Source organism: Parabacteroides hominis, assembly GCF_014287585.1.
Classification (GTDB): domain Bacteria; phylum Bacteroidota; class Bacteroidia; order Bacteroidales; family Tannerellaceae; genus Parabacteroides; species Parabacteroides hominis.
In genome coordinates this window covers 20472-34249 of record NZ_JACOOJ010000046.1, presented here as the reverse complement: position 1 = coordinate 34249, position 13778 = coordinate 20472, and the positions used below count along the sequence as shown (strand labels likewise).

The following is a 13778-nucleotide window of genomic DNA, read 5'->3' as shown; positions in this document are numbered from 1 at the left end:
TAACAAAAAATCTTATGCCGAAAGTTACATAAACTTTGGGTAATAACAAAGTCCGAGCTTGGGAAAGTTCGGACTTTGCGCATAAAAAAAGAGGATGCGACGGTTTTGACACACCCTCATACAAACATTTTATTCTACAACCGGTTGCAACGTGACCGGAAACGGAGCATCCAACGTACCCTGTACACCTTCGTCCACAAACGGGAAAGATTCCGCTGCTTTATAAACGCCGCTGCTCTGCATGCTGTAATACATAAAATAGACAGAAGCCGTTTCATCCTTCTTGCCACGGATCTCAAACTGATAGACAATCTTTCCTGTAGCATCGACCTGTTCCCCTACGCCACGACATTCATCGCCGACGAAAGCAGCCAGGATGTCCTTATCACGCCGTTCGAAAGGCAACGCTTCGGGCAAAGAGACCACGGCAGTCATCGTTTCCGGATATTTGCCGGACTCTTCGAACGGAGGAACTGCCGGATCGGATACTTTTCCATACGTCCCGTTTTGTTCGAACACCAGAAAGTCCCGGCAAGTATACGTCTTCTTGTTTTTGGCACTGTAATACTTTAATGTCACCTTTTGCACTTCACCCTCGTTCCCGCGGATATAAAGAAAGAAAAGTTTCTTCCCGTTATCCTGGACGGTAGCGATTCCCCGGCATTCATCTCCGACGAAAGCAGATATCTCGTCTTTCGGGTCTGCATACTTTTCCAGGAACCCGGACAGGCGGATAATAGCCGTCATGCTGAACTGGTAAATCCCGCTTTCCGGAGCTTTCCACTGAGGAGCCGGTTCATTCTCGACCAAGTCAAGTTCCCACTCAGGTTCCGGGACCACCTTTGGTCCCGGTTCATCCGAGCAGCCCCACAAAAACGCGGAGGCTGCCAAAATGATCATATAATGAATTACATTTCTCATTTCTAATCGATTCATACTATTACTTCCTTTTTACTTTATACACATGTTTCTGTCCGTTCACGACCACGACTGCCATATAGACCGTACGCGCCAAATCCTCATAGCACTCCCAACGATAATGCAGGTAACCTCCGTTGACACTGGTTTCAGAATGACGATGTATCATCTGCCCCGCCATTGTGTAGAGGTAAATCCCGACCTTATCGCCAGGCTGCGTGTTCATCACAAAGTTCAGTTCACGTTCAAACGGATTCGGATAAACCGAAATCTGCAGATCGTTGACGAAATCGAGGATAACAGGCTGCTCGATGCTGCCCTGCACATTGTTCACCCGGTAGTCGAACATCGGAGAAGTCTCGGCAATAATCTCTCCACCCCGTTCGAGAGCGAAAGAAACAGATTCGTTACGGTCTCCGCCGATCGAAACAAAGTACAGCGGCCTGCCGTCATACGGATCTTCCGTCAGCAAGGCTTCACCCCGCAATTCGCCACCGACATACGCCTGCAATTTGTCGCCTGCATAAACCGGCAAACTCTCTGCTACCGTTGCCACGACAGACATATTCGCTTCAAAGCGAGTGTCCGCATAACCGGTTCCGGTCGTCATCGCATCACCCGAACGCGTCAGGACACCCGTGCTTCTCAAACCGCTGCCGCCCATCATATCCGGATAAACCAAAGACGTGCTTTCGCCGTTATTCAGCAGCATATAGCCTTTGCCCGGTTCCATATAGGTCAGATTCCCCAGCCAGCCGGTCTTCACTACGTACATGGAGAAGGCATTCTGCGACTTGACAATATCGCCTTCCTTCGCATTATAGCCGGACAAAGCCTCACCGATCGGCAAGTTGGTCATCGGCAGGTAACTGATATAATTCCAGTTATTGGCCACCGGTATCGTCAAGTCTTCCTTCTCCTTGATCGCGATGCCCGAAACGGACAGTTTCTGTGCGACAGAAGACTGGATCAGATACATGTGCTTGTTGTCGAAAACGATGTTATTGCCTAACCACGTCTTAGATTCCTGGTCGTAAGCGGCAAATGAGCCCATCGCCTCGTCTTTCACCTGCTCGTCGCCTGCCAACATCGTGTTTTTCAAAATTGTCGCCAGGTCAGGAGTATCGCTCTTGACATTGAAAGAAACCCAGTTCCAGCCTTCCGTCAGGTTGATATTCTGAACCACCCGTTCCTCGGCATCAAAGATAACCGGAGTCGAAGCCGTTCCCACGACAGAATTGCTGCCGAACGTAATCGGTGAATCAGACCAGGCATCGTAGACAGTCCCGGTACTGGCATCCCATACGCGGAAGCTCAACGATTCGCTGCCCCTGATCTCGTTCCCGTAAACGGTCAGGAATACATACCACATATCATTCTTGTCCGCATACTGGTTGTTCGCAACCCCTACGCAACGACCGCCATCGAACACGGCAATCATATCCTCGGCATCCGTCGAGAACAGCTTGTTCACGCGCAGTTTACCGTATATATTCATGTTATATTTGAAATCAGCCGGATCGACCGTCCAGTCCGGTTGCTCGTCAAACACTTTCAATGTGACCGGCAAAGCCTCCGACACGTTATTGTCGCCTTTCACATAGACAACCTCGTCATAACGGCCCACATTCGTGCCTTCGTCCACCGTGAAGAGGATCGTCTGGCGTCCCAACGGGTCGATTGTCCCGTATTCCGGATCAGCCTTCAACCAGGCAGGAAGCCCTTCGATCGTGAAGTTCTTTTCCGTGCCGCCCTGGTTTTCCACATCGACCGTAAAGCTCATCGGAGCATACAGTTTCTTTTCTTTCGTGATGGAAGGCTTGCTCCACTTCAACTGGTTGCGGTTGATATACGCGCTCCAGGTCACCGGGCTTTGCATCAGGTTGCCATTCAGGTCGCTCACATCCTTGACCGTAAAGTTGACCACCGTCTTCTCCAACGCTTCAGGCGTGTCCATCAGGTTGATGACCAACGCATCCTTGTTGACCACGAAGGTGAACGGGATAGAGACTTCCGGCCCCTTCGCCCGTACAGGCGCTTTCTCCTCGGAAGCCAACCGGCTGCCGGCGGTGACCAACGTCGAATCCGTCACCATGTCTTCACCGCTGAAGACCATCTCCTGGACGTTCGCGCTATTCCTTATATATTTGCTGAACGGCAGATACATCATCAAGCCCATTTCCGTCCCCTTCGGGCAAACGTTATAGTTCTTATTGATGATTGTCGAAGGCAACGCCATGTTCCAAAGGCGGAGTTCGTCCACCTGCCCTTTCAGGTACATATCCGTAGTGTCGACCATCTGCGTAGCTTTCGTCCAACGACGAGCGCCCAGATAAAGGGTCGTGCCTGAGAAACCTCCTAACTTGCCCGCATCGAAGAAAGTATTCAGCGCACCGTCGAGGAATACCTGCGCATTCCCGGCATTACGGTTCACGGCAATGGCAAAATGATGCCAACTGTCGTCGTCCCACTTTCCGGAAAGCACCTCTTCATGGCCGTTATTACGGAACACCAACTTGTTATCGGCGAAACCGACAAACACCTTGTTGCGGTTCGTGTTATTTTCATCGCCGACACCCTTCCCGTTCGACACCAAAGCGGCATCTTTCTGTCCGGGAGCCGCTTTGAACCAAAATTCAAGCGTATAATCCTGCGCATCCGTCAAGGCCACTTTAGAGGAATTGACGGCCATAAGCGTGTCTCCCTTAAACGCGACCGACAGCCCGGCAAGCGTGCTCCAGTCGGCGCCATACACCCAGGCCGTAGCTCCCTGCGCCTTGTCGGTCACGCGGTCGCCCTTACCGTCGTTCATCGGATAGTAGGCCAGCATGCCCGCTTCCTGTCCGGTGTAAATGGTCAGCTTGTTCGCCATGATTTCGTTCGAACTTACCACTTTGTTCCAGACACGTGCTTCGTGCATCTTACCGGCAAAATAATCGCCGCCCTTCACGCTGCGCCCGAACAGCATCGGCCCGATCGAAGTGTTCGGATCGGAGGTCTGTACCCCGGTGATCACTTCCGTTCCGCCGAAATAAGCGGAGAGCTGGCGGTTGGATGCCTTATAGGTCATGGCGACGTGCGCCCAATCGCTTGTTTTGAAGCTCTGCGGCTTGGAAGTATAGACTTTTCCTCCGATGCTTACCTGGATCGAATTGTCCGCCCCGATCGAGAGTTCCAGCGCATTGGTTGTCGTCCCGTGGCTGAACAGCGTCATTTCCTGGCCGAGTGTAGCGGGCAATACCCACATTTCGACCGAGAAGTCTTTGTCCGTCAGGTTGCGTTCGGCCTGTGTCGCCAGATAAGAAGAGGCTCCGTCGAAGGTGAGCGAAGTCGAATGGTCGCCATTCGAACCGTTGCGCACGGCTGTCACCTGGAAGTTCTTCACGTCGGTCATATACCCTTCGGCAATCTCTTCGTTGAAGGTCAGGCGGATTTCGTCTTCGATGCCCAACACGCCGTCGGCAGGTTGGATATTGCCGAACACGACAGGCCGCTTGGTATCTTTCACGCCGGAGATGATCGGAGACGATTTCGTCACGAACTCATTGCCTACCTTGCTGAACGTCACCGCGCGGATGTCGTACTTCTGGTCTTCGGCGCCATAGAAACGGGTCGAGATCGTCGCTCCCTCGATCATGGCCTTCTCGCCGGTAGCTGCTTTATAGGGAACGGAATCGTTGTAGAAACTGCAAATATTCGTCCAATCCTTATCGGAACCGGAAGAGGGTTTGTACTGGATCTCAATATGGTCGAAACCCTGGAAGTTCACATCGAAACCGTCGATCGTGAGCGGTATGTAGTATTTGCCGGAAGTAGAATCGAGCGAAGACTGCGTATTCAGCGTCCATTTGTCCGTCGGGCTCTTGATGTTGATGTCCGAAGAAGACGGGATGAAGTGAGCGGAGATATAGACCGTATCGGCAATGATATCCTGGAAACCTGTCGGATCTGTCTGGCACTGCGAACTAATGACAACCGCCAAGTCTTCGTAATCATATTCCGTACCCCGACGAATTTCCAAAGTCTTCTGCAAGGGTTCCCCATAGTTGACCAAAATACCACGTTTATCTGCCAAAGGTACACCGTCGATCGAAAACTTAGCTCCCTGCTGGTTAGCAGCATCAACAATTGAAAGATTGAAGTAACAGCCTTCAGCTATTTCCGACTCGTTGTAAAGATTCAATACGAACGTGGCGGCCTGATCGGACGGGACATTGCTGATGACCGGCTTTTCTACAGAAATTTTCGGATTCTCTATCTTCGAAGTCGCTTTGTTGATTACAGTCCCAGGATTGTAATACTCCGTCCTCAATTCGCCTTCATACGGGCAGCTTGTCGCACCACCCTGTGTCAGGAAGACGAAACTGCCATATTGTTTATCCTTAATGTATGAACCCAAGTCCGAATCCCATTTGTCGTTGAAATCGTCATTTTCCGTTCCCGGAGCTTTCACACGATAGACATTCACACTCAAAAAATCATCATCGCCTTCATCCGCCAACACGAAGCCGGCCGAACGAGTTTCTTCGGAAGAAGAGCCGGACTCTTCGTCTTTCGTACCATAACCCAATTCTTCGATCGAGACGACCACACCGACGCCACCTCCCTTGAATCCAAGATCACCAAGCAGCCCTCCGCCGGCTATCAGGTTGTAGGTATGCGTCTGTTCCGTCACATGCGACATTTCTTCGGCATACTCCATCAATGCTCCGGCATGTATCGAATAGTTGCTGATCAAATCAGTTGCCGAGACTTTCTCCTTTTCGTTTTGTTCCAACAAGGCTTCCCACTGGCGAATGCTCTGGTTCAAAACGTAGATGGAATCCGAAGTACCCTCGAAACTTCCGCTCGGCAAGATAACGGTGTAGCTATCGCCGTTGGAGGCATATCCTCCCTCTTCAACAGTTTCTCCGTTCGCGTTGTTATTTATCTTATTGTCTTCGCCATAATCCTCTTCGTCCGCTTTCCTGTGAGTAAGGTAGACAGGAGCATTATTGACATCAGCCATCGCTTTGGCTTGCGCTTCCGTTGTACCGTAGGGCGCAAACAGCGAGTTTCGTACCGCCCGGATATTATCCATCAACGTATTTTTAATAAATATCTGCGGATAAGCAAAGAAGGTGTCATGTTTCACACCGACACTAAGGGCCGTGCGTTTGGCAACGACATAATTGCCTACTTCTTGCAGTATGCCATTCCCTTCCCCGAAAACACTTTCATGGTTTGCATCAACCAAACGCTGGTATTCTTCTTTGGTCATCAGAGTGATGTCGTCTGCCGGTCCATACTGGATGTTACTGGTGGTTCCCAAGAAGAGGTCGCCATCAGCACCGACATAAAGCGGATCGTCACTGGTCTGGTAGCGCGAAGTAGTCGTAATGGAGAACGTCTCGGAGTTGGCATCGCTGCTCGAAACCTCGTGGTCGCTTTTGACGCCGACGGTATTGATGGCTTCGTTGGTCACCATGACACCGACACCGCTTGTTATCGACGGACCGAAATATGAGTTAACCGTTTCACTGCCTGATTGTGCTTTCCCTGTCGCATATGAGGAGTGGTAACTGTAGACCTGCCCTTTCTCGCAATAAGAGTAGCTGTTGCTGCCGGGCGGGTCGCGCAAGATGTTGAACAGGCGGATCGGTCCTGCCGTAACATAGCTGTTGCCTTTTACGCGAGCACCGAGAACAATTGCTTCCAGTTGCTGAGCGTTCGTACCTCCCACGGAGAAATCCAAACTTTTTACACCTTTACTAACCCCTGTAATATCCGGGTTATTTACCGTGATTTCTACATCAGCGGAACCATTATCATCCAATTCGACGTTTGCCGGTTGGCTGATTGTGCCCATCTGGTTCGTGATCTTCAATATTCCACCCTGTGTCGGCACTTGGTCTACTCTGATCTCCTCTCCTTCTTTTACGTTATTATAGTAATAATCTTCATGGCTCGACACCCGGAAGTGGTAAGTCGCCGCATGGAAGATGGGATGCTCAAACAGATACTTCTTGTTGCCTTCATCATAGAGCATGATCTCTTCGTTATCGCCCGTTTGCGTCACCATCAAAAATGCCTTGTCGCCAAAGTAATCGAGCGGTTTCCCGCCGGCACGGTTCAACTGCACGTAGGTCAAGGCCGGATCGACCCGTCGGGTATAGTTATAGTCGGCATTGTAGATGATCCGGTGTGTCACCTCGTTTCCGTCCATGTATTCCGAGGTCTGCTCATTAAAGCAGTCGGTCAGCGAGAGTGTTTGACCCGTACCAGACAGCAAGTCACCGTGTCCTTTAACAGAGATCTCGTCCACTTTGTATTTTTCAGGATAGAGCCATGCCGTGAACTCTCCGGTGAGCCTGTCCGGAGAAATTTTGATGTATGACTGTTCGTATGAAACCGTGTTGCTATGCTTGCCGTCGTAGTGCGTCATCGTGCTGTCTTTCTTCTCCGTGCTCAAGTAGGCAGAGGTATTCCCTTCCAAAGTAAGTTTCAGATAAGTATCGTCTCCCAGATTGTTTTTTGAGAGCGAGAAACCGAGCGGCTTGTTACCTTCGACCGTACCGCCTGACACACGACCGATCAGTTTCACTTTCGTCTGGTCCCAGAAACGGACGTCGGTAAACAGGGATTCATCCTGGTAGTTGAAGTTTAATCCATTGTCATCTAACAAGAAACCATTGTCTTTAAATACATGGTTCGCTTTTTCGATCTGTACCGAGTGTGTGCCGGTCGGCACGCTGAAAGAAAATTGACCATTCGCGTCTGTTGTCACCGGGGAATTGTTTCCGCCGACCACTTTGACGCCATCGACCGAGAAGGTGACGCCTGTTATGGGGATGGTACTGTTTTCATAGAAGACATACCCTCGAATCGTGAAAGCGGAAGCATCTTTGAAGTTGATTCCGGCCGCTACCGGTTGTTGGTTGCCAATCGTCACGGTGGTCGAAACAGGTTCAAATGTATGTCCCGTATAAGAAGGGGTTACAACATAGGACGTCTGACTGCCAATGTAAGGGACTCCCGTGATCTGATAGTTTCCAGCCCCATCTGTCAGGCCACGCAAGCCTAACTGCCCGTCAGTCGGATGTTCATCCGTACTCAATTTGACGCCTGTCAGCTTGGCATGGTTTTTATGGTAGTTTGTTCCCGTATAGGAGATATCATACGTTTCGTCCGTCACCGGGTCATTCAGTCGCCAATAGGCAACCAGGCCGTTTTCGTTACCGGTCAACAAGCGGTTATACGTATTTTTAATATCCCCCTTACCTTCATCCAACACCCGTTCCCACAGGCGGATCTCATCGAGATAGCCATTGAAGCTTTTACCGATTGTCACATTGGCCGGCTCGGTACTTCCGCCGACATGGCCTGAAGCAGTCGTTTCGATCACCTTTTCGCCATCGACATAAAGATAAAGTGAAAGATCGGTATCGAACACGGCAGTCAGTTGCGTGAATTGATTGGTTGGCAAGGCTGCTTCTGTTTGTTGCCAATTAGCTCCTCCATCGGCACTGATGGCTGCTTTCCCCCCTTGAATGCCGACGCGGTAGCGTCCCCAAGAGAGCAACGTCACATTCTGATTCCCTGCTGCCGGTTTAACAAACAGCTGAATAGAGGCATCCGTCGGAACTGTCATTGCTGTAGTCGTTTCCATATAGCTGTTCGTGCTGCCGGCGAACTGAAGGCTCTGTCCTGTTGTCAAACCTGGTTCTGCGGAAGTTAAAAGCACTTCGGCTCCGACCATTGCATCACCATATTTGAACAGGATCTGTCCGCTGATAGTCCCGGTCGGGCTACGGAAACCGCGCACAATCTCGGAACGGTTTACGGATGTCTCATCGGCACAAGTCGTCAAGGCGCGAACTTGGTATTCATAAACTACGCCCGGCAATCCATGCTCATCTATATAAACATAAGAGGCCTGTGTCCCTCCCGCATCCGTTTGGAGGATATCCCATCCATCATCTTCACCCTGTCCTTCCTTGACGGAACGGCGCATGATTTGGAACTGGTCGATCGCTTTCTCGTCGGTCGTCCATTGCAGTGAAGTGTAAGTCGGGAAATAGCCTTTGGAGACCGTGAGCGACGCGACCTTTCCCATTTCTGTCGGGAAGATCGGATCTCCTGTCACTGTTGCAGTGACGGCTTCTTGTGCCTTGAAATGGGTATTACCCGGTTTTACACGAACCGTATAGCTATATTTCACGCATAGCGCATCCAAATTATCGATCATATAGCCCTTCTCGATATCCTCGTCACTGGCTGTTAAATCTACACTTTTAATGGTCCCTTTACCATAGTCCATAGTACGTGTGACGATCAATTCGGCTCCGTCAGACCACACTTTGTTGTTTGCTATCCCCTCCAAATCCCATGATATTTTGGCTTGAGAGGCTGCACTCCACTCATGCCGATCAGCAGTAGCCGATACCACATTCCGATGCGAGATGTCTTTCGTTATTTGCGCTGTTTGTGTGATGCTCCATCCCCAGCTCGCTGCTTGTTTAGTACGACGTATCCGGTAATATAACGTCCCGTTCAAATTCTGGTTACCGCTGTTATCCGTAAAACTATAACTCGTTTGGTTGGGATCGAAATCCACCGTTCCGACAGTTTCCGGAGACTCAAAATCCGCCTTTTGAGCACGTTGGATTTCAAAGTTATCGCCTGTTTCACAATTGTTTTCACTAACGATAGACCAAGTCAGCAAGGTATTTCCGTTTGCACCTTCCGCCGCTGTGAAATTTTTCGCTTGTTGAAATCCTTTTATGGTTGTGGCCACCGAATGCTCGTTAGTCTCATAAAACTGGTTCAACTGGTATTTGACCTTGAATGTATACTCCCTTTTTGAATCTTGGATAGGGGCATATAACGTACCGGACTTATTGGTAGAGTTACTCCAACTATTAGCTATGCTATTCCAAATCTTGACGGGTGTTTCAGTCGTATTGTAAGTCATTTGATACTTTCCGACTTCCGTGTAAGAAAGAGTAGGTGCTCCCAATGTCGGATCGGAGAAATCGCGGGCGTTGTAGCCTCCTGTCCCGATATCACCATCAAAGCGGTAATCATTGTCAGTTCCACCTTCATAAACAGCAATGTATGCACCTACGGAAAAGTCCATCACTTTCCCTTCATATTCTGGCGGATAATACCAATCGAAAATCATATAAGTAACATACTGTCCTTGACGGCTGAATCTATAGTTATAATCTTTTCCAGCACTACCTTCTTTGTTTCCATCTGTGGTTTTGAACACGGCACTACCAATATGGAGTGTCATCGCCGCAGGTGCGGTTGGCATATCTGTGTGTTCAGAATTAGAGCTATAAGTCATGATTTTCACCGGTTTACCACCTTTTATCGTCACATACAGATACCCTTTATTATTTGCGTCAACCCATTCATTATTTCCTTGATCGTCTAATATCGGTATCTGAAAGGAGACATAGCCGTTTCGTTCATTATTGGTAACCAAGTAGTTTGATTTATCTGCCAGACGGCTGTCTTGTCCGTAGCTTTTCGCAGCCGACAATACAAGCATCAAGACCAACCATACCCCGAACCGAAAGCGAGGCCAGTTCTTTTCGGCCTTGCCTTCATTCCTTAATTGTAAATTTATAATCATACGCTTATCGTGTGTATTTATTATTTCGATCTCTCTTTGTTCCTTAGCGAGAACACCTGTTGTTCCTGAGCGAGAACATCGGTTGTTCCTGAGCGAGAACACGCCCTGTTCCCGACCGAGAACATGGCGTGTTCCTAATTTCTTTTCTATTATAATTCACCTGGGCGTTCTTCCTCCCCGCCACCGGGCTTACCTCCAATGTAAATAGTCGTGCTAACGCTGCGCGGCTCTTTCAATAGCTGGCGAGCACCGTGGCTGTACTGCGTCGTCACCGTCAACGTATAAGTCCCCGCCGTCAGCGTAGCCGGTAGCAACAGCGTCAGTTCGGATGGCTTGTTGATGGCGATTTCGTCGTCTTCGAGCTTCGTCACCGTGTCGTCTTCGGCTGTCAGTGTGACGCCTACCGCGGGGTCGTCGCCCATCACCTTCAGCATGGCGCCGCGCACGAAGAAGTTGCGGCCTGCCGTTGCGCTGCCGTCTTTGAGCTTCGTCTTCCGGTCTTCGGTTTCGAGGATGTACATCACATCGGCTTTCATGCCGAGGATGTTGACGGTCGTCTGGGCGATCTCTTCGCGGATCATCTTGTCCTGGATGAAGGAGACGTAGACGGAGTTTTTCTCCGGATTCCATCGTCCGCTCTCGATCACGCCGGTAAACTGGGCGACGGCGCGGAACAGGCCGGTGTTGACGTTATAGCCGTTCAGGATGAAGCGCGCCACGACGCGCAGGAATAGCATCACGACATGTACGAGGGTCTCACGCTTAAGCCCCGTGCCTTCTTCTTCCATCTCCTTGTAGATGTCTTCGATGTTCACACTCCCTGCCGATTCGAGCAGCAGGATCTTGTCGTCTTTGTTGTCGGTGGTGACGGTGTTGTCAGCCATCCAACCTTTCAGGGTGTTTTGCATATTACATTTATTAAATTAGATGGAAAGGAGATTATCCCTTTCCGATTATTTTTTTGACACTATACGCTTCCAATGGCCCGCGTTCTTCAAAAACGGACGCGGGCCCTCTCTCCATTATGGAGAGAAAAGCCTGACGTCACATTCTCTTCAGATGATATGATATCCCGGTGGGTTATTGAGTGACAAAAAAAGGGGAAAGCCGCCGGATAAGCGTGACAACGAGTCCCCACCTGCGCCAAATAGTCACCAATATGTCGCAAACAGGGGCATTCCTATCACTTGGCAAAGGTAAAACAGTCATTTATTTCATTTTAGCGGAGAATACGACTACTTTTTTTATACCTTTACTGCCGTTTTAAAGAAAAACATAAAGATGAAAACATTCTACCCTATCTTTTGCCTTATGGTTTATCTGCTGCTGGCCTGGCAATGCACCCAGGCGCCGCAACAAAGCGGTACGGCCTCTCCTTCCGACAGCATTTACACAAGCCAGTATATCACGAAAATCTATATCGACGACCCGCAAAGGGCTCTCGGCCTTGTGGACACGGCGGAGAGCCGGGGGAACATCCCGGATTTGCAGGCGAACTACTTCCGCTACTCCATCTATAATGGCAAAGGCATGTACCACATCGCCGAAGACTACCTGAAAAAAGCGATGAAAAGCGATTCCATGAAGACGATCGCGCCCCAGCAGGAGTTCAAACTGAAAAGCGCGTTCGTGGACCTCAACATACGCCTGTCCAACTACGCGGAAGCCATGCGGGTGGCCACGGAGCTATGCGAAAAAGCCCGGAAGGATGACAACAGGCGGATGGAAAGCGAAATGCTCTACTCCATCGGGATGATATACCGGGCGCAATTCATGCATGACGAGGCCGAAGCCTATTCCGCCGAAGCCATCCGGCTGCTCGAAGACAGCCACGACGTCAGGGAACTGGCTTACCTCTCTTATATCTACGGTATGCAGATGGCCGGAGACATGAGCCGGAAAGAATTTGGGAAAGCGATCGAAACGGGAGAAAAAAGGGAGTTGTTGATCGGCAGGATCAGCGGCATGGCGGGACCTCCGAAAGGTTATGTCGACGAGCAATACGGGTTCCTCTACAGCAAGCTGGCAAGCGCCTACGAGCAGGACGGCCAGCCCGGAAAGGCTGCCGGGGCTTACGGGAAATTCAACGCGACACGGTTTTCCAAGACCCTGATTGGCAGAAGGGATGCCGTCCCTTACCTGCTCGAATCGGGACAGTACAAAAAAGCCGCCGCCATTATCCCCGGTGAAGAGATCTTCGGGAACGACACGGTCAACCTCGATTTCATCATCCACCTGGGCAACCTGGCTAAAATAGCAGCCGGTTCGGGCGATTACCGGAGCCAGGCGGGCTACCTCGGCCGCATTACGGCGATCCAGGACAGCCTCACGGCACGCGACAAGCAAAACGCGGCGATCGAACTGGCGACCATCTACCAGACGAACGAGAAGAACCGGCAGATCGAAGAACAAAACAAGCATATCAGCCGACAACGCGCCACGCTCTACGGCTCGGTGGCTTTGCTGCTGCTCGCCGGGCTTGCCATCTTCTTCATCTGCCAGCACCTGCGGGCCATCAAGCGCAAGAACCGGTTCCTCGCCACACAGATCGACAGCCAGCTGGCTTACCGGGAAGAACTGAAAAAGGCGAATGCGGAAATCGAACTGCTCAAACAGCAAATACAAGCCGGTGCGGAGGAAGAGATGCCGGAAGCCGCCGCGGAAGAGAACGCCAGAAGGACTTCCGAACTGAACAAAAAGCTGTTTGCCGAACTGGACCGGCTGATCGACGAGGAAAAGCTATATCTCGACCCGGACATCTCCCGCGACCAGTTGCTGAAGCAGATCCATATCTCTAAAAATGTCTTCGCCGGACTGATACAGACATACAACGGGACGAACTTCAACACGTACATGAACAACAAGCGGCTGGACCATTCCCTCAGCCTGCTCAAAGACTTCCAGGGCTACACGATAGAAGCGGTTGCCGTGGATTCGGGCTTCAACAGCGTCCGCAGCTTCTATCGCATCTTCCGGGATAAATATGGCATGACGCCGTCGGAATACAGGAATACTTTGGAGCAGGGATGAGGGGGGAAAGGATTCACTTCTGGCAGTATTTGAGTCTGATAGACGCAGATTAAAATAAATAAACACGGATGATTTTTTGACGCGGATTAAACTCCTGATACATATTTTCTTATCCGCGTTATTCGCGAAATCCGCGTCAAAATCATATTTGCGTCTATCAGACTCATATATTCTTATATCCGAACCTCACCCGTACAAATAAAGGGAA

At 50.3% G+C, this 13778-nt stretch carries 4 protein-coding genes; 1 reads left to right on the top strand and 3 read right to left on the bottom strand.

The window, feature by feature from the left end:
• Positions 1-129: 129 nt before the first annotated feature.
• The 3 genes from H8S65_RS18455 to H8S65_RS18445 all read right to left on the bottom strand — a co-directional run bounded on the left by H8S65_RS18455 (position 130) and on the right by H8S65_RS18445 (position 11448).
• The gene (locus tag H8S65_RS18455; RefSeq protein ID WP_255489318.1) at positions 130-936 is read right to left on the bottom strand and encodes a hypothetical protein; all 807 of its coding nucleotides are present in this window, start codon (positions 934-936) and stop codon (positions 130-132) included.
• A 4-nt stretch (positions 937-940) separates the two neighbouring features.
• Positions 941-10540, bottom strand: a complete 9600-nt coding sequence (locus H8S65_RS18450; RefSeq protein ID WP_186931314.1) for a LamG-like jellyroll fold domain-containing protein — start codon at positions 10538-10540, stop codon at positions 941-943.
• A gap of 149 nt (positions 10541-10689) precedes the next feature.
• On the bottom strand, positions 10690-11448 hold the full coding sequence (locus H8S65_RS18445; protein WP_186931313.1) for a DNA-binding domain-containing protein: 759 nt from the start codon (positions 11446-11448) through the stop codon (positions 10690-10692).
• A gap of 373 nt (positions 11449-11821) precedes the next feature.
• On the opposite strand from H8S65_RS18445, the gene H8S65_RS18440 reads away from it, so the two are divergent.
• Positions 11822-13570: a helix-turn-helix transcriptional regulator gene (locus H8S65_RS18440; protein WP_186931312.1), complete on the top strand. Its 1749-nt coding sequence runs from the start codon at positions 11822-11824 to the stop codon at positions 13568-13570.
• The last annotated feature ends 208 nt before the right edge of the window (positions 13571-13778 follow it).

Bases quoted from the DNA above. Each gene is read 5' to 3' on its own strand.
- H8S65_RS18445 (WP_186931313.1), bottom strand. From the start codon at position 11,448: ATGCAAAACACCCTGAAAGGTTGGATGGCTGACAACACCGTCACCACC.
- H8S65_RS18450 (WP_186931314.1), bottom strand. From the start codon at position 10,540: ATGATTATAAATTTACAATTAAGGAATGAAGGCAAGGCCGAAAAGAAC.
- H8S65_RS18455 (WP_255489318.1), bottom strand. From the start codon at position 936: ATGAATCGATTAGAAATGAGAAATGTAATTCATTATATGATCATTTTG.
- H8S65_RS18440 (WP_186931312.1), top strand. From the start codon at position 11,822: ATGAAAACATTCTACCCTATCTTTTGCCTTATGGTTTATCTGCTGCTG.